Annotated in this window: 24 protein-coding genes; 12 read left to right on the forward strand and 12 right to left on the reverse strand. The window is 35.8% G+C overall.

Annotated elements, in window-relative coordinates; all coding sequences use genetic code 11:
* Positions 1 to 76: 76 nt before the first annotated feature.
* Both V3Z67_RS01470 and V3Z67_RS01475 read left to right on the forward strand, forming a co-directional pair.
* Positions 77 to 1930: a DNA topoisomerase IV subunit B gene (locus tag V3Z67_RS01470; protein ID WP_330441649.1), complete on the forward strand. Its 1854-nt coding sequence runs from the start codon at positions 77 to 79 to the stop codon at positions 1928 to 1930.
* Positions 1931 to 1979: 49 nt separating this feature from the next.
* Positions 1980 to 4622 carry a DNA gyrase/topoisomerase IV subunit A gene (locus V3Z67_RS01475; RefSeq protein WP_330441650.1) on the forward strand — a complete coding sequence of 881 codons (2643 nt, stop codon included), beginning with the start codon at positions 1980 to 1982 and terminating at the stop codon, positions 4620 to 4622.
* A gap of 35 nt (positions 4623 to 4657) precedes the next feature.
* On the opposite strand, the gene V3Z67_RS01480 is transcribed toward V3Z67_RS01475, so the two are convergent.
* The 11 genes from V3Z67_RS01480 to V3Z67_RS01530 form a co-directional block, all read right to left on the reverse strand.
* A complete protein-coding gene (locus tag V3Z67_RS01480; RefSeq protein ID WP_330441651.1) occupies positions 4658 to 6976 on the reverse strand; it encodes a zinc-dependent metalloprotease in 2319 nt (772 codons plus the stop codon).
* Positions 6977 to 7130: 154 nt separating this feature from the next.
* Complete coding sequence (locus tag V3Z67_RS01485; RefSeq protein WP_330441652.1) at positions 7131 to 7910, reverse strand: TerC family protein; 780 nt, start codon at positions 7908 to 7910, stop codon at positions 7131 to 7133.
* 10 nt (positions 7911 to 7920) lie between these two features.
* Positions 7921 to 8292, reverse strand: a complete 372-nt coding sequence (locus tag V3Z67_RS01490; protein ID WP_330441653.1) for a DNA topoisomerase IV — start codon at positions 8290 to 8292, stop codon at positions 7921 to 7923.
* Positions 8289 to 8876, reverse strand: a complete 588-nt coding sequence (locus V3Z67_RS01495) for a DUF1572 family protein (RefSeq protein ID WP_330441654.1) — start codon at positions 8874 to 8876, stop codon at positions 8289 to 8291. The genes V3Z67_RS01490 and V3Z67_RS01495 overlap by 4 nt, the downstream gene beginning before the upstream one ends.
* The gene (locus V3Z67_RS01500; RefSeq protein ID WP_035131221.1) at positions 8863 to 9102 is read right to left on the reverse strand and encodes a DUF6095 family protein; all 240 of its coding nucleotides are present in this window, start codon (positions 9100 to 9102) and stop codon (positions 8863 to 8865) included. The genes V3Z67_RS01495 and V3Z67_RS01500 overlap by 14 nt, the downstream gene beginning before the upstream one ends.
* Positions 9102 to 9848, reverse strand: a complete 747-nt coding sequence (locus V3Z67_RS01505) for a hypothetical protein (RefSeq protein ID WP_330441655.1) — start codon at positions 9846 to 9848, stop codon at positions 9102 to 9104. Before V3Z67_RS01505 ends, V3Z67_RS01500 begins: the two co-directional genes overlap by 1 nt.
* Positions 9849 to 9858: 10 nt before the next feature.
* Positions 9859 to 10404 (reverse strand): hypothetical protein, encoded by a 546-nt coding sequence (locus V3Z67_RS01510; protein WP_330441656.1) that lies wholly within the window; start codon positions 10402 to 10404, stop codon positions 9859 to 9861.
* Positions 10394 to 10783: a hypothetical protein gene (locus V3Z67_RS01515; RefSeq protein ID WP_330441657.1), complete on the reverse strand. Its 390-nt coding sequence runs from the start codon at positions 10781 to 10783 to the stop codon at positions 10394 to 10396. Before V3Z67_RS01515 ends, V3Z67_RS01510 begins: the two co-directional genes overlap by 11 nt.
* 5 nt (positions 10784 to 10788) lie before the next feature.
* A complete protein-coding gene (gene murQ / locus V3Z67_RS01520; RefSeq protein WP_330441658.1) occupies positions 10789 to 11604 on the reverse strand; it encodes an N-acetylmuramic acid 6-phosphate etherase in 816 nt (271 codons plus the stop codon).
* Positions 11605 to 11628: 24 nt separating this feature from the next.
* Positions 11629 to 12351, reverse strand: a complete 723-nt coding sequence (locus tag V3Z67_RS01525; protein WP_330441659.1) for a ZIP family metal transporter — start codon at positions 12349 to 12351, stop codon at positions 11629 to 11631.
* 3 nt (positions 12352 to 12354) lie between these two features.
* Complete coding sequence (locus V3Z67_RS01530) at positions 12355 to 13086, reverse strand: SAM-dependent methyltransferase (protein WP_330441660.1); 732 nt, start codon at positions 13084 to 13086, stop codon at positions 12355 to 12357.
* A gap of 76 nt (positions 13087 to 13162) precedes the next feature.
* Between V3Z67_RS01530 and V3Z67_RS01535 the strand changes: the two genes are divergently transcribed.
* Positions 13163 to 14308, forward strand: a complete 1146-nt coding sequence (locus tag V3Z67_RS01535; protein ID WP_442902255.1) for a THUMP domain-containing class I SAM-dependent RNA methyltransferase — start codon at positions 13163 to 13165, stop codon at positions 14306 to 14308.
* Between the two features lie 63 nt (positions 14309 to 14371).
* Entirely contained in the window at positions 14372 to 14605 is a 234-nt protein-coding gene (locus V3Z67_RS01540; protein ID WP_330441662.1) for a hypothetical protein, read from the forward strand.
* Here V3Z67_RS01540 and V3Z67_RS01545 read toward each other — a convergent pair.
* Positions 14598 to 15557 carry a hypothetical protein gene (locus tag V3Z67_RS01545; protein WP_330441663.1) on the reverse strand — a complete coding sequence of 320 codons (960 nt, stop codon included), beginning with the start codon at positions 15555 to 15557 and terminating at the stop codon, positions 14598 to 14600. The two genes, V3Z67_RS01540 and V3Z67_RS01545, sit on opposite strands and share 8 nt — an antisense overlap.
* A gap of 418 nt (positions 15558 to 15975) precedes the next feature.
* Here V3Z67_RS01545 and V3Z67_RS01550 point away from each other — a divergent pair, with 418 nt between their 5' ends.
* From V3Z67_RS01550 to sucD, 8 genes are all read left to right on the forward strand, one after another.
* Positions 15976 to 17220 carry an HD domain-containing protein gene (locus tag V3Z67_RS01550; RefSeq protein WP_317163499.1) on the forward strand — a complete coding sequence of 415 codons (1245 nt, stop codon included), beginning with the start codon at positions 15976 to 15978 and terminating at the stop codon, positions 17218 to 17220.
* Between the two features lie 23 nt (positions 17221 to 17243).
* Positions 17244 to 18266, forward strand: a complete 1023-nt coding sequence (lpxD, locus tag V3Z67_RS01555) for a UDP-3-O-(3-hydroxymyristoyl)glucosamine N-acyltransferase (protein ID WP_330441664.1) — start codon at positions 17244 to 17246, stop codon at positions 18264 to 18266.
* A 13-nt stretch (positions 18267 to 18279) separates the two neighbouring features.
* Positions 18280 to 19668: a bifunctional UDP-3-O-[3-hydroxymyristoyl] N-acetylglucosamine deacetylase/3-hydroxyacyl-ACP dehydratase gene (locus V3Z67_RS01560; RefSeq protein ID WP_330441665.1), complete on the forward strand. Its 1389-nt coding sequence runs from the start codon at positions 18280 to 18282 to the stop codon at positions 19666 to 19668.
* Positions 19669 to 19678: 10 nt separating this feature from the next.
* The gene (gene lpxA, locus V3Z67_RS01565) at positions 19679 to 20464 is read left to right on the forward strand and encodes an acyl-ACP--UDP-N-acetylglucosamine O-acyltransferase (protein ID WP_157481551.1); all 786 of its coding nucleotides are present in this window, start codon (positions 19679 to 19681) and stop codon (positions 20462 to 20464) included.
* 70 nt (positions 20465 to 20534) lie between these two features.
* Complete coding sequence (gene efp / locus V3Z67_RS01570; RefSeq protein ID WP_157481550.1) at positions 20535 to 21101, forward strand: elongation factor P; 567 nt, start codon at positions 20535 to 20537, stop codon at positions 21099 to 21101.
* Positions 21102 to 21161: 60 nt separating this feature from the next.
* The gene (locus tag V3Z67_RS01575; protein ID WP_330441666.1) at positions 21162 to 22094 is read left to right on the forward strand and encodes a UDP-3-O-(3-hydroxymyristoyl)glucosamine N-acyltransferase; all 933 of its coding nucleotides are present in this window, start codon (positions 21162 to 21164) and stop codon (positions 22092 to 22094) included.
* Between the two features lie 3 nt (positions 22095 to 22097).
* Entirely contained in the window at positions 22098 to 22460 is a 363-nt protein-coding gene (locus V3Z67_RS01580) for a nuclear transport factor 2 family protein (RefSeq protein WP_157481548.1), read from the forward strand.
* A 181-nt stretch (positions 22461 to 22641) separates the two neighbouring features.
* Complete coding sequence (sucD, locus tag V3Z67_RS01585) at positions 22642 to 23514, forward strand: succinate--CoA ligase subunit alpha (protein ID WP_035131199.1); 873 nt, start codon at positions 22642 to 22644, stop codon at positions 23512 to 23514.
* Positions 23515 to 23587 lie beyond the last annotated feature (73 nt).

The following is a 23587-nucleotide window of genomic DNA, read 5'->3' on the forward strand; positions in this document are numbered from 1 at the left end:
TTAATAAGTTTCCCCTTTCGCGCTTTCTTTTTTTCCGCAGATATAATATATTAGCAGAAAATCCATAAATTTTACTATGCTGGAGGAGAATCAGTACACTGAAGATAACATCCGCTCGTTAGACTGGAAGGAACATATCCGTATGCGTCCGGGTATGTACATTGGTAAGCTGGGAGACGGCTCTTCGCCAGACGACGGTATTTACATTCTTTTAAAAGAGGTTATAGATAACTCTATTGATGAGTTTGTAATGGGAACCGGTAAAACCATTGAGGTTACCGTGAAGGATAAAACTGTAAGCGTGCGTGACTACGGGCGTGGTATCCCTTTAGGTAAGGTGGTAGATGTGGTTTCTAAAATGAATACCGGAGGTAAGTACGACTCTAAAGCATTTAAAAAATCAGTGGGTTTAAATGGTGTGGGTACCAAAGCGGTAAATGCACTTTCAAGTTATTTCAGGGTTGAGTCAGTTAGAGATAACCAAATCAAAACTGCCGAATTCTCTGCCGGTGAACTTACTGCCGAGGAAGAGCTTGCCGAAACATCTAAAAGGAAAGGTACTAAGGTTAGTTTCCTTGCAGACGATACCATTTTTAAAAACTACAAATACCGTAATGAGTACATTGTAAAAATGCTTAAAAATTATTGTTACCTGAATACAGGGCTTACAATAATTTTTAACGGTGAAAAATATTACTCTGAAGAAGGACTTAAAGATCTTCTTGGAGAAACAATAAATGAGGACGACAGGATTTATCCTATAATTCATCTTAAGGATGAAGATATAGAGGTTGCCATTACGCACAGTAAAACCCAGTACAGTGAAGAGTATTACTCTTTCGTTAACGGACAGAATACCACACAGGGTGGTACCCATTTAGGAGCTTTTCGTGAGGCTATAGTGAGGACTGTAAAAGAGTTTTACAACAAAAACTTTGAGGCGGCCGACATTAGAAAATCTATTGTTAGTGCCATTAGCGTTAAGGTAGAGGAACCTGTATTTGAATCACAGACGAAAACCAAGCTGGGTTCTACCGATATGGGACCAAACCAGCCTACGGTACGTACTTTTGTAAACGATTTCATTAAAACTAAGCTGGATAATTTTCTGCACCGTAACCCGGATGTGGCAGAAGCGCTGCTTAAAAAGATTTTACAGGCAGAACGTGAACGTAAAGAACTTTCAGGTATACGTAAACTGGCAAGGGACAGGGCTAAGAAAGCAAGTCTTCACAACAAGAAACTGCGAGACTGTAGGGTACACTTAACCGATGCTAAAAATCCGCGAAGTCTGGAAAGTACACTTTTCATTACTGAGGGGGATTCGGCTTCGGGTTCCATTACCAAGTCAAGGGATGTTAATACACAGGCGGTTTTCAGTTTACGTGGTAAGCCGTTAAACTCGTATGGCATGAGCAAGAAAATTGTTTATGAGAACGAAGAGTTTAACCTTTTACAGGCTGCGCTTGATATTGAGGAGGATATGGAGAACCTGCGTTACAACAACATTGTAATTGCAACCGATGCTGATGTTGACGGTATGCACATTCGCTTACTGTTAATTACCTTCTTTTTACAGTTTTTCCCTGAGCTGATAAAGGAAAACCATTTGTACATTTTACAAACACCTTTATTCCGTGTCAGGAACAAAAAGGAAACCATATACTGCTACTCTGATGAGGAACGCCGCAATGCTATTGATAAACTTAAAGGCAAGCCGGAGATAACCCGATTTAAAGGTTTAGGAGAGATTTCGCCCGATGAGTTCCAGCACTTCATTGGTCAGGATATTCGTTTGGATCCTGTATTGATGGACAAGGCGACATCAGTAGAGACCCTATTGGAATTCTACATGGGTAAAAACACGCCAGACAGGCAAGAGTTTATTATCAATAACCTGAAAGTTGAACTTGATGTTATTGATGAATAATCTCAATTGAGATACATATTATTTCAAATTTTAATTTGGAAGTAAATACATGGACGAAGAAAACTTAGAGCCGTTAGAAGGCGAAAATTTTTACGAAAAGTCGGATAATCCGGAGTCACAGGATACCATTACCAAGGTAACGGGTATGTATAAAGACTGGTTTCTGGATTATGCTTCCTATGTTATCCTGGAGCGTGCCGTACCTGCCATTGAAGATGGTTTTAAACCTGTACAGCGAAGGATAATGCACTCCCTTAAGGAACTGGACGATGGCCGTTACAACAAGGTGGCTAACGTGGTGGGGCATACTATGCAGTATCACCCGCACGGTGATGCCAGTATAGGTGACGCCATGGTACAGATAGGGCAAAAGGACCTGCTTATAGATACTCAGGGTAACTGGGGTAACATTCTTACAGGCGACGGAGCGGCTGCTCCCCGTTATATTGAGGCGCGACTTTCCAAGTTTGCGCTCGATGTGTTGTATAGCCCTAAGATTACTACCTGGCAGTCGTCTTATGACGGACGTAAAAATGAACCGGTACATCTTCCGGTTAAGTTCCCGTTATTATTGGCTCAGGGTGCCGAGGGTATTGCGGTAGGTTTATCTACCAAAGTGCTTCCGCACAACTTTCTTGAGCTTATAGATGCTTCGGTTAAGATATTAAAGAAAAAGCCTTTTACACTGTATCCTGATTTCCCTACAGGAGGTGTAGCCGATATGTCTAACTACAACGACGGTATGAGGGGTGGTCGTGTAAGGGTACGTGCTAAAATTTCACAGCAGGATAAGAGTACGCTGGTTATTACACAAATACCTTTTACCACTAATACTACTTCGTTAATAGACAGTATACTTAAAGCTAATGAAAAAGGGAAAATTAAAATACGAAAAATTGAAGATAACACTGCGGCTGATGTTGAGATATTAATACATCTTCCTAACGGTGTTTCTCCAGATAAAACTATTGATGCCCTTTATGCCTTTACGGCCTGTGAAACATCTATAGCGCCGCTTGGTTGTGTTATTCAGGATCAAAAACCGCTGTTTGTAGGGGTGAGTGACATGCTTAGAATTTCGACCGACAGAACGGTGGAACTTTTAAGAAGTGAACTGGAAATTGAACTTACTGAGCTTGAAGAGCAATGGCACTTCCAGTCGTTAGAACGTATTTTTATTGAAAACAGGATTTACCGCCGTATTGAGGAAGAAGAAACCTGGGAAGGTGTTATTAAAGCTATTGATGAAGGTTTAAAACCTTTTACTAAACACCTTAAGCGCGCCGTAACCGAAGAGGATATTGTAAGGCTTACAGAAATACGAATTAAACGTATTTCTAAGTTTGATATTGATAAGGCTCAGGAGAAAATTGAAGCTCTTGAAGGTGATATTGAACAGGTTAAACATAATTTAGAGCATATAATTGATTTTGCTATTGATTTCTTCCAGAATCTGAAAGAGAAATATGGTAAGGGCAGGGAACGTAAAACAGAGATTAGGAACTTTGACAATATTGAGGCTACTAAGGTTGTTTTACGAAATACTAAGCTTTATGTTAACCGCGAGGAAGGTTTTGTGGGTACCGGACTTAAAAAAGATGAATATGTTGCCGACTGTTCTGACATTGACGACGTAATTGTATTTTTAAGAGACGGTAACATGATGGTGACAAAAGTGGATGTAAAAACCTTTGTGGGTAAAGACATTATTTATGTTGCCGTATTTACCAAAAATGACAAGCGTACCATTTACAACATGATTTATCGTGATGGTAAATCGGGACCATCATACGTAAAACGATTTAATGTAACCAGTATTACCAGGGACAAATTGTACGATTTGACTCAGGGTAATAAAGGATCGCAAATAGTATACTTCTCGGGTAATCCAAACGGTGAGGCCGAAGTGGTTACCATACTGCTAAGACAGGTGGGAAGTATCAAGAAACTTAAGTTTGATCTTGATTTTGCTTCACTAGCTATAAAAGGACGTGCTTCAAAAGGTAATAAAGTAACAAGATACCCTATTAAGCGCATTGAGCTTAAAGAGAAAGGTATCTCTACTTTAAAACCGAGAAGAATTTGGTTTGATGATACCGTACAGCGTTTAAATGTTGACGGAAGGGGAGAGCTGCTTGGTGAGTTCAAATCGAATGACAGGTTGCTCATTATTAACCAGTCGGGTAAGGTAAAAACCATTATCCCTGACCTTTCTACTCACTTTGAGGAAGGAATGATTGTGCTGGAAAAATGGGTGCCTAAAAAGCCTATTTCTGCAATTTATTTTGACGGGGAGAAAACGCGTTACTATATAAAACGTTTTTTGGTTGAAAACGAGAATAAGGAAGAAATCTTTATAACCGAGCATCCTAACTCACAACTTGAAATAGTTTCTACTGATTACAGGCCTGTTGCCGAAGTGATATTCTCGAAGGTAAAAGGAGTACAGAAAGAAACCCTTGAAGTGGATATGGAAGGGTTTATTGCCGTAAAAGGTATAAAGGCACTGGGTAACCAGTTAACCACTGATAAAGTAAGGCAGATTAACTTATTAGATTCATTACCTTATGATGAGCCGGAAGAAGAACCCGAACCGGAAGAAATGGAAGTGAAGGATGAAGTTGATTTGACAGACGGAAATACAACAATAGGTCTTGATGATGACGGACAAATAACATTATCACTTGATTAATAAAAAAGCAGCTAATTTTTTAGCTGCTTTTTTATTTAGCGTTCAATAAAAATTTTCTTCAATACTTTTTCTGAGGTTTCAGTATCGGTAACTTCAAGCAGGTAAATTCCCTGAGATAAATTTTGAACATCAAATTTATTTTGATTTAAATTTTCTCTTACAAGCTGTCCCATTACGTTATAAAGTTTAGCATTAAAATTTATGGGTGAACTAAATTCAATATAAATATAATCTTTACTAGGATTAGGGTAAATGTTTACTAATGATACTAGTGATGTTTCATTAAGAGATAGTACTGACTCGACTTTAAAATCTACTGTATTAATATCAAAATAGATACTATTATTTGCGGCTACTTTTATTCTTGCATTTTCAATATCAATATTTGGCAATACTACAACTGCACTACCATTGTTTGGTGTACTGGCTAAAAGAGTGATTGGATAGGTATATCCTCCGTCTGTAGATAATGTTATAGATACTTCCTGAGTGTTTACCGGGGCAGTATCAGTTCCGTTTACATTCCATGTTATAGTTTGGCTTGAGCCCCCATTATAAACTATACCTTCAGTATTTTGACTTGTTACTTCAAAAGGACCTGCATCTGCAACTACAATTCTTATATCATCAGAATTAATTCCGCTTGCATTTATAATCTGTCCGTTATACTCTATCTGATGGTTATCATTAACTGTAACCCTTATGTCCATTTTACGAGGATGTGTAGGTAATTGTTCCTGATTGTTAAAATTATTATTTGCAATAACATCACTTATTTTTGGAAATGTTCTTGAAGGGTTTGCATTAGGAGTTAGCCTCATGAATAATGCCCCTTGGGTATCATCGGGTACAGGGATAAACTGAGGTGGCCCCGGACTCATGTTATCCCACACATAAGTAAGATTGTCTTCAGTATTTTCATCAGTTGCTGTTGCTGTTATTGTAAAAGGAGTACTTACTGGGATTACTACATCCGGACCTACATCTATTGTAGGGATAGAGTTTCCTGTTGGCACCTGAGTACCTATTGTAGGTATAGTTAGTAAAAACTGAGCAAGTTGATGGTAGGATGCTCCATGAGCATAACCGTATTGATTACCTCCCTGAATAGTCCAGCTTCCGTTTTCGGGTTCATAATTATTACTTTCATTATTAATAGTATGTCCTTGATTAAACTGATGCCCCATTTCATGCCTGGCTACTGAAATGTCTAGTCCGCCAGATATTGCACGGTTAAAATCAGCAGCACAACCTCCTCCTAAATATGGAGTGGTAAGAAGAACATGGCTTAGATCATAGTTTTCTGCACCTACTGTTTCATCAATTACAGTTTTTTGTATATTTAATATTTCTTCAATACCAGTGCATGCAAAAGAACCAATTGGCAAGCTTTCCCAGGGATCTGTTTCAGCATTTTCAAAAAATAATTGCTCATTATCGGGTATAAGTTCAAACCTAACGCAATATTCTCTTCCATAGGTATCATTAATGGTTTCCAGCCATTCATCAACTAAAATTGCAGTATTATTTACACCTCCGTTCTCCTGTGTAAATTCTCCGATAGTAGAAACTGCCAGCCTGAAAACCCTTAAGTTTTCACCTCTTGCAATATTAATATTAAAATAAGGTGAAGGGCAGTAGGACTCCAAATTTTCAGGATAAAAAACCTGTGTTTGGGATAGAGATGTCAAACTGTCGGTTATTTCAAAGCCGAATAAATTAGCTACCTGATTCATTGAGTATTCTTCTATTGCTCCGGGATAAGTCCATGCATTACCAGCTAATAAAACTGATCCGCCATTACTAACAAATTGCTCTAAAGCTTGCAGTTCGCTTATTGAATAAAGTTCCTGATAGTTCCAGTCATTAGGTAGTATTAAGATATCAGTGTTTGTGAGTGCGGAGGTTGTTATATTTCCGGAAAAAGAATTAAATGTATAGTTGTTTTCTGCAAGAGCAGTTTGAAGGATTGTTGTATTTTGACTATCAACCCATTCTTCTTTGAGCTTAACTCTACTTGTACCTGAATTAAGCCAGTTCATTACATTAATTATAAACTGTAAATTATCTTCTTCATTAATATTTTGATCTATAAACATATACTCATCACCTATAGCTATAACTTTCCCGTTTTCATATTGAGTAGCTACCGAAAAATGAGGAGGATTATCCAGGCAAGGTTGCGAAGTAATTAAGGGGATAATATTTGCTTGATTGTTGATGTTATATAATCCTGAAGGAAATATATATTCAAGTAATTGAACATTATTAAATATTTCATCTAAATCTTGTGAATTTCCTTTTTGACATCCTACTATACATAGTATTACTGCGATTAATTTCTTTTTAAACATAGTTGTGGTTTGTTTGACTATTAGTTAATAATTCGTTAAAATTATAAAAAAATATATAAGGTATAGTGAATATGTTGCTGTAAGTCAAATAATTATGTTTTTCATAAAAAAAGCTGTCTAAAAGACAGCTTTTCATTATTTAAGGAAATAAATTTTATTTTTTTGCATGCTTCCTGATTTTCATATTAAGAAATTCTACGCAAACAGAAAACGCAATGGCGAAGTATAAATAGCCTTTTGGGATTGCACCAACATGTTGTCCTGCCAGTTGTGCATTAGATAAGTGCATACTTTCGGTTATCAGCATAAAACCTATGAGTATTAAAAAGGCAAGCCCTAATATTTGAAGTGAAGGATTATTGTTTACAAATGTACCTACTGGTACCGCAAACAACATCATGATACCTACAGATATTACTACAGCAGTAATCATTATTATAAGAGCGCCTTCAACACCGTTTGTCATACCTACAGCTGTTAGAATAGAATCTACAGAGAATATTATGTCAATCATCAGTATTTGTAATATAATGCCTGAGAAAGACTTTTTTTTGCTACTGGTATTAAGATGTGATTCCTCTTCACCTTTATGGTCTACCTTTTCATGTATTTCTTTTGTACTCTTGTATATAAGAAAAAGTCCTCCTACTAATAGCACCAAAGCCTGTCCGGTAATATCGGCGCTAAACCATCCCCAGTCAATAGGGAGAAGTACGATTTTCATAGCAATAAGCCATGTTACACCAAACAGTAGCGCTATACGCATAAACATTGCCAGGAAAAGACCAAGCCTTGTGGCTTTTTTACGCTCTTCTTCCGGTAGTCTACCGGTAACAATAGATATAAATATAATATTATCTATACCCAGTACGATTTCTAAAAACGTAAGGGTTAGTAAAGCTACCCATGTATTAGGATTTAAGAAAATTTCCATAACTGTGAAGTTAATCAATTTTTGTTACAGTTCCCTTCTGTTTATTGCTGTCTCCCACAAAAGAGTACTCAAAAGTATATGTATCTCCTTTTGTGGTTAGTATTTTCATGTGTACGGCTTTTTTTTCCTGCATGTTTTTAGGATGTATTTTTTGTACGATATATTCGCAATCATTAATCCATCGAATAGAAGCCGTATCACTTTTACCTTCATAGGTATCTATTTCAAGGTCTTTAGTTCTTTCAAAAATGGTGGTTTGTGTTTTACCGTCTATTTCCTGCTCAAACTTAAACTTCCCTGTTTTGAAATCAGTACAATTACGTTCCTGTTGGTAGCATGAAGCTAATAAAAGTATTGCAGGTAGTATTAGTAGTTTTTTCATTGGTTATTTTTTTTAATCTTGTTGAGTTCGGTATCTAAAAAGCTTCTTTGTCCTTTTTCCTGTTCAAACTTCTGTTTGTTATAATCTCCCGACTTATTTTTGGGAATGGTAAGGCTATCCCAAGGAGTGTTTTTAATTTGTTTGGCAAAAAATACTATTTGTCCAATATGGTATGGGTAGTGGGAAAGCTGTCGGTTTATGGCTTCCATAACAGTATGCCCTTCATTTCTTATATAGATAATATTAGTAAGGTTCTCGGGAGTAAGACTGTTTATTGTGTTAAACAAACATGACCATCCTTCTTCCCACAGCTTCATAAGGTTTTCTTTATCAGTAGCAGGCTGTTCAAACTCATCATCACGGTTTCTCCAGTCTTTTTTCCCATCTGTAGTTAGGAAATCTGTCCATCGGGACATCATGTTTCCGTGTAAGTGCTTTACAATTACAGCTATGCTGTTTGAGTCATCATTAACTGTGTAAAAAAGCTGTTGTGGTTCCAGTTGTTCCATAGCTCTTTCGGCTACGTTTTTGTAGTACTCAAACTGTTTTTTTACACTGTCAAGATATTGTTTACTGATGCTCATTTTTATCTCCTTCAAAAAGACTTTTCATTATAGTTTTTATTCCTAAAAACATAAATACCATAGCGCTGATACAAATTATTATACCTACACCCAGTATAGGTACATAAAACGGGTGTCCCTGATTTTTAAAGGAGCTGTGTATTATTACAGGTCCCATAACAAACATAGGTAATGCCCATCCTAAACGTGTAAGGCCTTTTACAAGTATTTTTTTATCTGTTGCCATTAATTTGTTTCATCATTTGATGATTTTATTAGTTCGCTAATATGATTTAAAGCAGACTTTAATTTTTCAGATTTTAGCTTTTTATTCATGTCTTCAATAGTTCTTAACATAGAAGAGTAATTAGCGTTAGGGAATGTTTTATTCAATAGCTCATAATTTTCCATTAAAACATTACTATATGCACTGATGGCTGCTTCATCTAATGCGTGTTCATCTGTTAAGAATGAAATACCATATATAAAATTGTCAACGATTATTTGTTCGTTATCAGTTATAACATCTTTAACCTGATCAGGATTTACTGCATCCTGAAGGATAGTATTATTTCCCAGGTTGAAATATTTAATTTGAACAAAATATCCCCAGTCTCTAATTTTTACGAGTTCCTGTGGATATACAAAATTATCTTGTTTATCTTTTAGAGAATAACCATCTACCAGGCTTCTCCATATTGAAAAAAGCTCGTCAGAATAATTTTTGCGATATTCTAAACCAAGGTTTTCATCATCTAAAATGGCTGAAATATTATTTTTATCAGTTAATCTCAGAAAAACATCCTGATTATTACTGTATCCCGGTAATTTTTCATCATCAGGAGTATTATATAGAATTTCTCGTGAAACATTTTTGTAATCTTCTAAATCCCATACAGGCTTCTCCATAGGATAGTTTGACGAATTGTCTTTACAGGAAGTAAATGATATTATTAATACAATTAATAAGAATTTTGTTGTGTTTTTAATCATCTTTAAGGTGTTATTTGTATTCATTTAAAGTATATAAAAGACTGTCTATTTTTTTTTGCCAAGAAAGTTGTTTACCTACATAATAGCTATGATAAGTTTCTTCATCATATTCCATTTGCATTTGGTTTTCAAGAGCTTTAAATTCTTTTAGAAGGTTATCTATATCAATATTATCTTTTTTGTGCTCTGTAAGCTCTTTTCTCAATTTACGTGCAATATACTCAGTAATGTGAAAATGATAAACCTCATGCTTGAGTAATTTGTCGCCACCAATGATATTTGTTTTATAAACGTAAGATCGGGATGGGTGAAACAAGGCTTTAACTGTGTAGCCTGAAGCTGTTTTTATTTTTTTGATTTCGGTTTCAATAAAAGCAAATTCGTTTCCACCATCTAAGTTCTGACCTATTTTTTTGAGTCCTCTAAAATCAGATAATGTTATATCACTGTTTTGGGAGTGAGCTATAGGTGTCGAGTAATTAAAATAATTGACATCAAAAGCTATACTTACAGCTATTAATATTAGTGATATGCCAATTAGTAGTTTATTTAGCATACCTATTGTTTATGTGTTTTTTGAAAGGTAAGTATGGTGTATACATGATACTGGCAGGAACGATGCTTAATATAAGTTGTATTGCTAACGCTGTATAATTAAAATATTTATCAGAAAGTAATATAAAGTAATTATAACCATAGTTTAAAACCATATGCAAAGCTATAATTGCGAGTATGGATTTTAAATAAAAATTATAGCTAATATTTCTTTTTAATTGTAACAACCAATAAGGTATTGATATTGAAAATATAATCCCAATAGCAATAAGCCTTGTAAATAGATTAATTACTGTAAATATTTCCATTATTTTACAAAGGGAAAATGTAAGTAACCCTAAAACTAAAAAACCTTGCAGGTATTTTTTGTTTTCAGCCATAACAGCTAGTGTTTTTGATAACTTTCTATTGCTTTCCTAACGTTTTGATGCTCCTGTAACAGCTTTTCTGCTTCTTCACGGGGGATGTTAAGTTCATCCATAATCATTCGCACACCTCTGTCTACAAGTTTATGGTTGCTTAGCTGCATGTCTACCATTTTGTTGCCTTTTACACGACCCAACTGAATCATCACAGCAGTAGATATCATATTAAGAACCAGTTTTTGTGCAGTACCGGCTTTCATGCGTGAGCTTCCCGTTACAAATTCAGGACCTACAACCACTTCAATAGGGTATTGGGCTGTTTTAGCTAACGGACTGCCTTCATTACAGGTAATGCATCCGGTAAGGATTTTATTCTCATTACATTTTTCAAGTCCGCCAATAACGTATGGGGTAGTGCCCGAAGCTGCTATACCTACTACAATATCGTTATTGTTTATGTTGTATTCTGAAAGATCTTTCCATGCCTGTTCCTTATCGTCTTCGGCAAACTCTACGGCTTTTCGTATGGCAGTATCGCCTCCGGCAATAAGACCGATAACCAAGTCAAAAGGAACGCCAAAGGTAGGAGGACATTCGGAAGCATCTACAATTCCCAGTCTGCCACTGGTACCGGCACCTATATAAAATAACCGCCCGCCATCTTTCATTCTTGGAATAATCTGTTCTATTAAGGCTTCAATTTGCGGTAGCGCCTTTTCAATAGCAAGAGGTACGGTTTTATCTTCGTTGTTTATATTATGAAGCAACTGAGAAACCGACATCTTTTCAAGATGCTCGTATTTTGAACTTTGCTCTGTAGTTTTGGTAAACGACATGAATAATTGTGTTTTAGGGTAAAATTACAGAAAATAAGCCATAATAACTCCCAGTACAATAGCTAAAAGCTTAGCAAGGTTGAACTTATGACCTTCATTACTTTCAAAAATAATGGTTGATGATATGTGGAATAAAATACCAATAACTACAGCCGAAATCTCTGTAAAGTAATGTTCTATAAAATGTAATTGTTCTGACAGTAATGTTCCCAGCGGAGTCATAAAGGCAAATACAAGCATAAACAGCATAACAATGGTTTTATTAAGTCCGCTGTTTATAAAGAAAGCCGTTAGTATAATAGCAATGGGGAAGTGGTGTATAGCAATACCCCAAGCCATATCATGATGATGGCTTACCGGCATACCTTCCAGTAATGCATGTATACATAAGCTTATAAAAAGTAGCCATGGCATTTTTGAGTGATCATGTTCATGATCGTGTCCGCTTCCGTGTACATGTCCGTGTTCGGCACCTTTAGAGAAATATTCCAAAATAATCTGGAATATAATACCTGCCATTATGTATAACCCAATAGGGCTGTTATGAGAATGGTCGTGATCATGACCGTGATGAGCATGCAGACTTGCTTCATAAACTTCGGGCAACAGGTGCATAACGGTTAATGAAAGAAGGAACGCACCACTAAAAGCCAAAAGTAGCTTAAGGTTTTTACGGTTAGTGGGCTTTAGTATTAAAGCCATTGCATAACCTAAAATTACCGATAGTAAGGGCAGTATATATATCATGGGTTATTTAAAAATCATTATTAAACGTTCAGATTCATTTTTGTAAAACTTATGCAGTTTATAGTCGCCAAAAACATCAAGCAGGTAAATACCTGCCTCTTCCATCATGGCTTCAAAATCTTCAAGAGTAAGGGCTTTTACCTTTTCGGTGAAATGGAACTGTTGGCCATTATCGTTAAAATCAATTTCTTTTATAATATGGTTGTCTTCCACATAACGCTTTATGTGAAACTCTATACCGTCTTTTACTTTAGTTTCCTGTGGGACTAAATCTGTAATTACTTTATGAACATTCATAAAGTCTATAACTGCAAAACCATATTCGGTTAAGCTGTTGTGAATTGCTTTTAATGTAATGAGATTGTCATCGTCACTCTCAAAATAACCAAAACTGGTAAATAGGTTAAATATGGCATCATACTTCTCGTTACATGTATCTCTCATGTCGTGCACTACAAAATGTAGTTTATCGTTAGTATGTTTTGATGCCTCTTTTATGCTGTTTTCCGAAAGATCGGCTCCGGTTACATCATATCCAAGCTTATTTAAGTATATGGAATGACGACCTTTTCCGCAGGCTAGGTCTAATATTTTAGCGTTTTCGGGGAGGTTTAAATAACCGGTAATATTGTCCATAAAGAGCTGAGCCTCTTCATAGTCACGGTCTTTATAGAGTATATGGTAATAGGGTGTATCGAACCAGGATGCAAACCAGTTGTTTGTTTCTTTTTGCATATTCATTTAATGTACCCGCAAATTTAGTTTATTTTTGCCAAGAATTTGAGCGTGAATTATGGAAAATAATTATACAATGATAGCCAAAACCTTTTTTGGTTTTGAGGAGATACTGGCAAACGAATTAAGAGCCCTTGGTGCACAGGATGTAGAGCAGGGGGTAAGAATGGTAAGCTTTAAAGGCGATAAGGGCTTTATGTACAAAGCTAATATTGCCCTGCGTACAGCTTTAAAAATACTTAAACCGGTTAAAAAGTTTAAGGCTTATAACGATAAGAGCCTTTATAACGGAATTCAGTCGGTTGACTGGAGTGAGTATATTAATGTGAACGATACTTTTGTGGTTGATGTTACATTAAGCTCTGATCATTTTAACCATTCTCAGTTTGTTGCCCTTAAATCTAAAGATGCTATTGTAGACCAGTTTAGGGATAAGTTTGGTAAAAGGCCTGATATTGATAAAAACTATCCTGATTTAAGGATAAACGTCCATATTCATGACGATCAGTGTTCTGTAGCGCTCGATACTTCGGGAGCTTCGTTACACCACAGAGGGTATAGAACAGCTACTAATATAGCCCCAATAAACGAGGTGCTTGCAGCAGGTATGCTGTTGCTTTCGGGCTGGAAAGGTGAGAGCGACTTTTTAGACCCAATGTGTGGTAGTGGTACTATACTGGCAGAAGCAGCTATGATTGCCTGTAATATTCCGGCAAATATAAACCGCAAGGAATTTGCTTTTGAAAAATGGCACGACTGGGATAACGATCTTTTTGATACCATAGTAGAATCACTACTTAAAAAGACAAGAGAATTCCATTATACCATTAAAGGTTATGATAAAGCTCCGTCTGCAGTAATGAAGGCAAAAGACAATATCAGGAATGCTAATCTTGATGAGTATGTAGCTATATCACAGGAAAACTTTTTTGAAACACAAAAGCAGAGTAAAGGTCCGCTTCACATGGTATTTAACCCTCCATACGGGGAAAGGCTTGATATTAATTTAGAGCGTTTTTACAGGGAACTGGGAGATACTCTAAAACAAGCGTACCCTAATACTAACGCATGGTTTATTACAGCTAATCTTGAGGCTCTTAAGTTTGTGGGGCTAAAACCATCGCGTAAAATAAAACTGTTTAACGGTAAGCTGGAAGCAAGGTTGGTGAAGTATGAAATGTATGAAGGCAGTAAGCGTACGAAATTTCAAAACAGGGACTAAGTTTTAGTCCCTAAAAACTTAAGTATATAATATATTCAGTAACACTGAAAAAATAAATTAGTTATGAGTAAAAAGAATAAGGCTTTATTGTATAACTTTTTAGGATTTACATTTTTTTATTTTATAGTTTATATCCTTATTGTGACTTTTACTCACATGACGGGATATATGGTTCCTGTAACATCAGCAGTGGCTTCTACAATATTATCTCCTAAATTTCAGGCAGTACGTTTTCAGGGTGGAGAAAAAATATTTATGAAGTGGCTTTTTGTAAAGGGGGTTAAGGAGGTTAAGTAACAACTAAACTTAATAAGTAAAGTGTTGCTGCTGTAAGCCCCAATAAAACCAAACCATATATAAAATCAGAATCTTTATTAAGTCTTTCAATTATAGGTTCTTTACCATATAATGCTATAAATTTTAGCCTTATTGGTTTTTGGTATAAAAGGAATATTACAGGGGAAAGAGAAAGATAGAAAATAATATCTTTATCTTTTTCATCAGTATGGGAGGTTAGTAATAGTATAATACCGTAAATAGCTAGTATTACGGAAAAAACAAGGGCTTTTTTATACGCTTTTGGATGTTGTAGTAATTCATACTCACCGAACAGCAACAATCCATATCCGAAAAATACCAATACGTTATAGAGGGAAAAATTTTTATGTGAAAAAATAGCACTAGCTATTAGTATCATAACACAAATGGCAATTATGATGTTGAGCTGAAAGGAAGCCGATGACTCAGTATTATCATTTGTTTTGTAGTTTTTCTTCTCTTTAGGTTTTATTATTTTTGAATGTTTGGAATCACTTAGCTTAAAATCAGGTAATGTAAAAATTACATCACTATTATTTATCTGTTTTGATTTTCCTCCAAAATCAAATTTTAAAACCTCATTATCTGTAGTTGTTGCATATACATTATCAAACTCTTTACTATTTTCATCAATATAAATCATAGCCTGTTTTCCTGTAAAGTGACTTTCTAAAGTAGAATAGGCTTTTAAGCTAATGCTATACTCAATGTTTATAGGAAATTTGATGTAATTAACAAGAAAGAAAAACAGCTCATTATCCAGTCTCTTATCTGCGATTATTATGTGCTTATTGTTACTTACCGGGTTAATTTGGAATATAAAATCAGGATTAAGTACATCGCTATATGCTTCAATCCATTGTTCAAGTGCCTTAATAAGTAGGGCATAAGTGCCTCCTGTAATATATATAGTGTTTTGTTTTATATCCATTTTTTATGACTGAATGACGTTCACAAATATAGTTTGCTTGTTGTTAAAAAAAATCGGGTAATTTGTAAAGTTTGTCTATGATAATATAATCAAAAAAGGCCTGCAAATTTTGTTTACAGACCTTTTCCTTCAATAACCTAAGTAACAAAAAATAACGTTATTATTGTTTTCAGGCCGGTTGAAGATTTTTGTTAATAACCTATTCGGCTGAAGTTGGATTGTTTACGCATTTCTTTAAATAAACACCATAAAATTAAGTATTTACAATATAAATTTTGGCTTTAGCAACAAAATTAACCTAGGTTTAACGTTTGTAGTAAAATAGCGTTAATAGTATGTTTAACAGTGTTAAAAAAACTATGTTTACGGCTTTTCTCATAGGAGAGATATTGTATATTTGTTGAAAATTACCTAATTAGTGAACAATATCAATAAACTTAAAATATTTAACGATCCTATTTACGGATTTGTTTCTATTACTAATCCGCTTATTTACGATCTTATTCAGCATCCTTACTTTCAGCGTTTAAGACGTATTTCCCAAATGGGGATGTCCTATCTTGTTTATCCCGGAGCACATCACACCCGTTTTCATCATGCATTAGGATGTATGCATATTATGCAGAAAACCGTTCAGGTACTGCGCTTTAAAGGAGTGGAAATATCTGAGGCGGAAGAAAACGCACTTTACATAGCCATTTTATTACACGATATAGGACACGGACCTTTCTCTCACGCTATGGAGCATAGCATAGTGGAAGATGTTAACCATGAGTCTATCTCTTTATTATTTATGGATAAGCTAAACCGTGAGTTTAACGGAGAGCTTGATCTTGCTATAAAAATATTTAAAGGAGAGTACCACAGGAAGTTTATGCTTCACCTTATTTCCAGTCAGCTTGATATGGACAGGATGGATTACCTGAAACGGGACAGTTTCTATTCGGGAGTTGCCGAGGGTAATATTAATTCTGAAAGGCTTATCCAAATGCTTGATGTGCAAAATGATATGCTGGTAATAGAAGAGAAGGGTATATATTCTGTAGAGAAATTCCTTGTTGCCCGTAGGCTAATGTACTGGCAGGCTTATTTACATAAAACCAGCCTAGCTGCCGAACTTGTACTGACTAAAATACTTAAAAGAGCTAAAGAGCTAACCCAGCACGGCAGGATACTTACAGCCAGTAGTCCGTTACAGTTTTTCCTTCAAAATAAAATATCTCTGGAAGATTTTAATGATAAGGTGTTGTATACTTTTTCAATGTTGGATGACTTTGATGTTATTTCTGCTATTAAAGAGTGGCGTTTTGAAGACGATTTTGTACTGAGTAACTTGTGCAGAATGTTAATTGACAGGGATCTTCCTAAAATCAGGCTACAGTCTGAAAAAGTAAGTAAGGACGAAGTTAAAAAGCTAAGAGATGAGTTTGTTTTGAAATATAAACTGACTGAAAAAGAGGCTGACTATTTCGTTTTTAAAGGCAAAATTAAAAATCAGGCATATAATAAAACTGATGAACCGATACATATATTGAAAAAAGACAGAACTGTTGAAGATGTTGTTGAAGCTTCAGACCAACTGAACCTTAAAGCATTATCCAAGCCTGTTACTAAGTATTACCTGTGCTTCCCAAAAGTGCTTTTGGAAAAAGCAGTCATTTAATTAAATTTTATATTTTTGTCGGGATGAAATTTACAGCAGAACAAATAGCGGGTATTTTAGAAGGAGATGTTGTGGGGAATCCGGAAGCGGAAGTTCATACTCTTGCTAAAATTGAGGAGGGGATTGACGGTTCTCTTACTTTTTTAGCAAATCCAAAATACTCACCATATATATATACTACAAAAGCAACCATTACAATTGTTAACAGAACTTTTGAGCCTGAATCAGAACTTAGCACTACACTTATCAAGGTAGATGATGCTTACAAATCGTTCTCTAAGCTACTTGAATACTATAATCAGGTTAAGCTTATGAAATCAGGTATTGAGCAACCTTCTGTAATATCTGATAATGTAGAATATGGAGAAGGTCTGTATCTTGGTAGTTTTTGTTACATAGGTAAAAATGTTAAAATAGGTAACAACGTAAAAATTTATCCTAACAGTTTTGTTGGTGATAATGTTACTATTGGTGACAACTGTATTCTTTTTGCAGGAGTAAGAGTATATTCTGAAACTGTTATGGGAGATAACTGTACTATTCATTCGGGGGCTATTATTGGTTCTGACGGGTTTGGTTATGCGCCAAATGAAGAAGGAGAATACCATAAAGTACCTCAAATAGGGAATGTTATTCTTGAAGATAATGTAGATGTGGGAGCATGTACTACTATTGACAGGGCTACACTGGGGTCTACAGTTATAAAAAGAGGTGTTAAGCTGGATAATCAAATACAAATTGCACACAATGTTGTAATAGGAGAAAATACTGTTATAGCATCGCAAACCGGTATTGCAGGATCTACCAAAATTGGCAAAAGCTGTATTATAGGCGGTCAGGTTGGTATAGTAGGGCACATTACCATAGGTAATAATGTACGCATACAGGCACAATCGGGAGTATCTAAAAACCTTGCTGATGGTGAAACTGTACAGGGTACACCTTCACTGGGATATTCTGATTTCAATAAGTCATACGTACACTTTAAAAATCTGCCTAAAATAGTAGCAGATGTAGAGGATATTAAACAACAAATCAAACAATAATAAAAATAGATTTATGGTTAAGCAAACCACAATCAAAAGTGAAATTTCATTAAAAGGGGTAGGACTTCATACAGGTAAAGAAGTAACTATGACTTTTAAGCCTGCACCGGTAAACAACGGATATACTTTTGTAAGGGTAGACCTTGAAGGACATCCTATTGTAGAGGCAGATGCCAACTATGTAGTAAACACGCAAAGAGGTACAAACCTTGAAAAGAATGGAGTTAAAATACAAACTTCAGAGCACGTTCTTGCTGCATTTGTGGGTTGCGATGTTGATAATGTTATTATAGAACTGGATGCTTCTGAGCCACCTATTATGGACGGTTCTTCTAAATATTTCGTAGAAGCTGTTGAAAAAACAGGAGTAGAGGAGCAGGATGCAGAAAGAAAAGTATATGTGGTAAAAGAGGTAATCTCTTATACTGATGAGACTACAGGAAGCGAAATTATTGTTATGCCTTCTGATGAGTATCAGGTAACCACAATGGTTGATTTTGGTACTAAAGTTTTAGGTACTCAAAACGCAACTTTAAAAAGCCTGAAAGATTTTAAAGCTGAAATTGCAGATGCAAGGACTTTTAGTTTCCTTCATGAGCTTGAAACGCTTTTAAATAACGGTCTTATAAAAGGTGGTGACCTTAATAATGCTATTGTTTATGTGGATAAGGAAATATCTCCTGAAACAATGGAAAACCTTAAGGTTGCTTTTGGTAAAGACTCTATTGCAGTTAAGCCAAACGGTATTCTTGATAACCTAACGCTTCATTACCCTAATGAGGCTGCGCGTCACAAACTGCTTGATGTAATAGGTGACCTTGCACTTGTAGGGACAAGAATTAAAGGTAAAATTATAGCAAATAAACCAGGACACTTTGTAAACACTCAGTTTGCTAAAAAACTGTCTAAACTGGTAAAAATAGAACAGCGCAATCAGGTGCCTGTTTTCGATTTGAATCAGGAACCGCTTATGGATGTGAACAAAATTATGAGCATGCTGCCTCACCGTCCGCCATTCTTATTGGTAGATAAGATACTTGAGATGAGTGAAAGCCACGTGGTAGGACTTAAAAATGTTACCATGAACGAGAGCTTCTTTGTAGGTCACTTCCCTGGTGCTCCGGTAATGCCGGGAGTACTTATAGTTGAGGCTATGGCTCAAACAGGGGGTATATTAATATTAAGTTCTGTACCAGACCCTGAGAACTACCTTACTTATTTTATGAAAATTGACAACGTTAAGTTTAAGCAAAAGGTATTACCAGGTGATACACTTATATTTAAGTGCGATCTTATTTCTCCTATAAGGAGAGGTATTTGTCACATGCAGGCTAACGCCTATGCAAACGGTAAACTTGCAGCAGAAGCAGAACTAATGGCGCAAATTGTCAAAAACAGTTAAACAAGACTTTATGAATCAACCTTTAGCATATGTACATCCGGGGGCTAAAATAGCCAAAAATGTAGTGATTGAGCCTTTTACTACTATTCACAATAATGTAGTAATTGGGGAAGGTACCTGGATAGGATCTAACGTGACCATTATGGAAGGGGCACGTATTGGTAAAAACTGTAATATATTTCCGGGGGCAGTAATCTCTGCACCACCACAGGATTTAAAATATCAGGGAGAAGACACTACTGCCGAAATTGGAGATAACACAACCATCAGGGAGTGTGTAACCATTAACAGAGGTACTATTGACAGAATGAAAACTGTAATTGGTAACAACTGTCTTATCATGGCTTACTCTCACGTTGCTCACGATTGTTTTGTGGGTAACTTTTGTATCTTCTCTAATAATACTAACTTAGCAGGGCACATAACTGTAGGCGACTATGTTGTTTTAGCAGGTTTAACAGCAGTACACCAGTTCTGTACTATTGGTAACCATGCTTTTGTAACCGGTGGTTCGTTAGTACGTAAAGATGTTCCTCCTTTTGTAAAAGCTGCAAGGGAGCCACTTTCTTACGTTGGTATCAACTCTGTTGGACTAAGAAGAAGAGGATTTACTTCAGAAAAGATTAGTGAGGTACAAAATATCTATCGTATTCTTTACCAAAGAAATTACAATACAACTCAGGCTATCGAAATTATAGAAGCCGAAATGGAAGCTACTCCGGAACGTGATGAAATTATCATGGCGGTTAGAAACTCGTCAAGAGGTATAATGAAAGGATATACAGGAATGTATTAATACATTTTTGTAAGGCTGAAAAATACAGACACAAGCAAACAAAGTAATAAAATTTTAACAGTAAGTAATAATGGCTAGTACATCAGACATTCGCAACGGACTATGTATTAAATACAATAACGATATCTATAAGATTATCGAATTCTTACACGTTAAGCCAGGTAAAGGACCGGCTTTCGTAAGAACAAAACTAAAGAGCTTAACAACAGGTAAAGTACTTGATAACACTTTCTCTGCAGGTCATAAAATTGAAGACGTAAGGGTAGAAACTCACAAATTCCAGTATTTGTATCCTGAAGGAGATCTTTTCCATTTTATGCATGCCGAAACGTATGAGCAAATTTCTCTTCAAAGAGATATTCTTGATGCACCGGATCTTTTAAAAGAAGGAGAAATGGTAATGGTTATCATTAATACTGAAACTGAAGCTCCTCTATCTGTAGATATGCCGGCTTCTGTTGTTCTTGAGGTTACTTATGCAGAACCGGGTGTTAAAGGTAACACTGCAACAAATGCAACTAAACCTGCTAAGGTTGAAACAGGTGCATCTGTAAACGTTCCTTTGTTTATTAACGAAGGTGATAAAATTAAAATTGATACTGCAACAGGCTCTTATGTTGAGCGTGTTAAAGAATAATTTATACTAAAGGCCAGTTTAAAATAGTTTAAACTGGCTTTTTTATCTTAATTCATTTTTATGAAATTCCCTAAAGTTTATACTATTAAGGAAATCGCAGCAATAATTGACTGTGATTTTGTAGGTGATGAGAACTTCCCGGTACACGGTATGAATGAAATTCACGTGGTTGAACCGGGAGATATAGTTTTTGTAGATCATCCTAAATATTATGATAAGGCATTACAGTCGGCAGCGACCATTGTACTTATCAATAAAGAAGTAGATTGCCCTGAAGGCAAAGCACTTTTAATTTCAGACGATCCGTTTAGGGATTTCAATAAACTTACCAAACATTTTCAGCCTTTTAAAGCGGCAGGAGCAGCTATAGCATCTACAGCTAAAATTGGAGAGGGTACTGTTATACAGCCTAACGTTGTAGTTGGCGAAAATGTTACTATTGGTAAAAACTGTCTTATTTATTCTAATGTTGTGATTTATGACAATGCTGTTATAGGTGATAGTGTTATTATACATGCAGGTACCGTTTTAGGGGCCGATGCTTTTTATTACAAAAAACGCCCTGAAGGATTTGATCAGTTACTTTCCGGTGGTCGTGTTGTAATTAAAGACAACGTGGGTATTGGTGCATTATGTACTATAGATAGGGGAGTAACAGGTGATACTACCATTGGTGAAGGTTCTAAAATTGATAATCAGGTGCATATAGGCCATGATACTGTAATAGGTAAAAAATGTCTTATCGCAGCACAAACCGGTATTGCAGGTTGTGTTATAATTGAAGATGAAGTTACAATTTGGGGTCAGGTTGGTACTACCAGCGGTATTACTATAGGCAGTAAAGCAGTGTTATTAGCACAGTCGGGCATTAGTAAATCTCTTGAAGGCGGAAAAGTATATTTTGGCTATCCGGCAGAAGAATCGAGAGAAAAGCTAAAACAACTTGCACATATCAAACGTATTCCCGAAATTTTAGAAAAATTAAAAAAATAAGATATGGGAGCTAAAGAACTGGTTTTGGAGTATTATAATTCACAGGCTTATGCAAATGCAGAAGCCCTGAAACGTTTTATTCATAACGACATTGTATTGCAATGGAACAGTTCTAAAGGCTATCTTGAGCTTGATAAGGATGATTTACTGGCTTTAGCTGCCGAACTGAATAAATCTTATATTTCATCGCGTGTAAATATATCTCATATTATTGAGGAAGGGGATACTGTTAGTGTACGTTACACTCATTATGTCCATGCATTTGAAAACCCTGATGAAGAAATGGTATTAGCCAATTTTATGGTTATTTGGGAAATAAAAGACAATCAGTTTTATAAAGGTTTTTTAATGAGTCAGTTAGCTTAACGGTTGATTTCTCTATAAAAGTAAGCGACCAGATGGTTATCATTCTGTCAAAAAAATATAAAGAAAAAAGCGTAGGCTTTTTTAATGAATTAAGTGTATAAAAATCAAAAAAAGCTTTATATATAATTAGTAAAAAGCTATTTTTGCATTGCGATTTAAAAAATAATTTAAAAAATATATCATGAGTGTTCTGGTTAATAAAGATTCCAAAATAATTGTTCAGGGATTCACAGGAAGCGAAGGTACTTTCCACGCTACCCAAATGATTGAATATGGCACTAACGTAGTAGGTGGTGTAACACCGGGTAAAGGTGGTACTACTCACTTAGATCGTCCTGTATTTAATACTGTAAAAGATGCAGTTGAAGTTGCAGGTGCTGATACATCTATCATATTTGTTCCGCCGGCATTTGCTGCTGATGCAATTATGGAAGCTGCTGAGGCAGGTATCAAAGTAATTATAGCTATTACAGAAGGTATTCCTGTTGCAGATATGATCAAAGCTTATGACTACATACAAGGTAAAGACTGTCGTTTAGTAGGTCCTAACTGTCCTGGTGTTATCACTCCGGGTGAGGCTAAAGTTGGTATCATGCCAGGTTTCGTATTCAAAAAAGGTAATGTAGGTATCGTTTCTAAATCAGGTACTCTTACTTATGAAGCTGCAGACCAGGTTGTAAAACAAGGTTTAGGTATTACTACAGCTATCGGTATTGGTGGTGATCCAATTATCGGTACTACTACTAAAGAGGCTGTTGAACTTTTAATGAACGATCCTGAGACTGAAGCTATCATTATGATAGGTGAAATTGGTGGTCAGCTTGAAGCAGATGCTGCTAAATGGATTAAAGCTGACGGTAACAGAAAACCGGTTATTGGTTTCATTGCCGGAGAAACTGCTCCTAAAGGTAGAACAATGGGTCACGCAGGTGCGATTGTTGGTGGTGCTGACGATACAGCAGAAGCTAAAAAACGTATCATGAGCGAAAACGGTATCCACGTTGTTGATTCTCCAGCTGAGATAGGTAAAAAAGTAAAAGAAGTTTTAGGATAATTTCTTTAGATTATAAAATTAAAGCCTCACATTGTGAGGCTTTTTTTATGGCTTAAACTTATATTGTACTATG

This window comes from Flavobacterium sp. C4GT6 (genome assembly GCF_036347315.1).
GTDB lineage: Bacteria > Bacteroidota > Bacteroidia > Flavobacteriales > Flavobacteriaceae > Flavobacterium.

What these genes read in the sequence shown, in the direction of transcription:
- V3Z67_RS01470 (WP_330441649.1), top strand. Translation starts at nt 77, where the DNA reads ATGCTGGAGGAGAATCAGTACACTGAAGATAACATCCGCTCGTTAGAC.
- V3Z67_RS01475 (WP_330441650.1), top strand. Translation starts at nt 1,980, where the DNA reads ATGGACGAAGAAAACTTAGAGCCGTTAGAAGGCGAAAATTTTTACGAA.
- V3Z67_RS01480 (WP_330441651.1), bottom strand. Translation starts at nt 6,976, where the DNA reads ATGTTTAAAAAGAAATTAATCGCAGTAATACTATGTATAGTAGGATGT.
- V3Z67_RS01485 (WP_330441652.1), bottom strand. Translation starts at nt 7,910, where the DNA reads ATGGAAATTTTCTTAAATCCTAATACATGGGTAGCTTTACTAACCCTT.
- V3Z67_RS01490 (WP_330441653.1), bottom strand. Translation starts at nt 8,292, where the DNA reads ATGAAAAAACTACTAATACTACCTGCAATACTTTTATTAGCTTCATGC.
- V3Z67_RS01495 (WP_330441654.1), bottom strand. Translation starts at nt 8,876, where the DNA reads ATGAGCATCAGTAAACAATATCTTGACAGTGTAAAAAAACAGTTTGAG.
- V3Z67_RS01500 (WP_035131221.1), bottom strand. Translation starts at nt 9,102, where the DNA reads ATGGCAACAGATAAAAAAATACTTGTAAAAGGCCTTACACGTTTAGGA.
- V3Z67_RS01505 (WP_330441655.1), bottom strand. Translation starts at nt 9,848, where the DNA reads ATGATTAAAAACACAACAAAATTCTTATTAATTGTATTAATAATATCA.
- V3Z67_RS01510 (WP_330441656.1), bottom strand. Translation starts at nt 10,404, where the DNA reads ATGCTAAATAAACTACTAATTGGCATATCACTAATATTAATAGCTGTA.
- V3Z67_RS01515 (WP_330441657.1), bottom strand. Translation starts at nt 10,783, where the DNA reads ATGGCTGAAAACAAAAAATACCTGCAAGGTTTTTTAGTTTTAGGGTTA.
- murQ (WP_330441658.1), bottom strand. Translation starts at nt 11,604, where the DNA reads ATGTCGTTTACCAAAACTACAGAGCAAAGTTCAAAATACGAGCATCTT.
- V3Z67_RS01525 (WP_330441659.1), bottom strand. Translation starts at nt 12,351, where the DNA reads ATGATATATATACTGCCCTTACTATCGGTAATTTTAGGTTATGCAATG.
- V3Z67_RS01530 (WP_330441660.1), bottom strand. Translation starts at nt 13,086, where the DNA reads ATGCAAAAAGAAACAAACAACTGGTTTGCATCCTGGTTCGATACACCC.
- V3Z67_RS01535 (WP_442902255.1), top strand. Translation starts at nt 13,163, where the DNA reads ATGATAGCCAAAACCTTTTTTGGTTTTGAGGAGATACTGGCAAACGAA.
- V3Z67_RS01540 (WP_330441662.1), top strand. Translation starts at nt 14,372, where the DNA reads ATGAGTAAAAAGAATAAGGCTTTATTGTATAACTTTTTAGGATTTACA.
- V3Z67_RS01545 (WP_330441663.1), bottom strand. Translation starts at nt 15,557, where the DNA reads ATGGATATAAAACAAAACACTATATATATTACAGGAGGCACTTATGCC.
- lpxD (WP_330441664.1), top strand. Translation starts at nt 17,244, where the DNA reads ATGAAATTTACAGCAGAACAAATAGCGGGTATTTTAGAAGGAGATGTT.
- V3Z67_RS01560 (WP_330441665.1), top strand. Translation starts at nt 18,280, where the DNA reads ATGGTTAAGCAAACCACAATCAAAAGTGAAATTTCATTAAAAGGGGTA.
- lpxA (WP_157481551.1), top strand. Translation starts at nt 19,679, where the DNA reads ATGAATCAACCTTTAGCATATGTACATCCGGGGGCTAAAATAGCCAAA.
- efp (WP_157481550.1), top strand. Translation starts at nt 20,535, where the DNA reads ATGGCTAGTACATCAGACATTCGCAACGGACTATGTATTAAATACAAT.
- V3Z67_RS01575 (WP_330441666.1), top strand. Translation starts at nt 21,162, where the DNA reads ATGAAATTCCCTAAAGTTTATACTATTAAGGAAATCGCAGCAATAATT.
- V3Z67_RS01580 (WP_157481548.1), top strand. Translation starts at nt 22,098, where the DNA reads ATGGGAGCTAAAGAACTGGTTTTGGAGTATTATAATTCACAGGCTTAT.
- sucD (WP_035131199.1), top strand. Translation starts at nt 22,642, where the DNA reads ATGAGTGTTCTGGTTAATAAAGATTCCAAAATAATTGTTCAGGGATTC.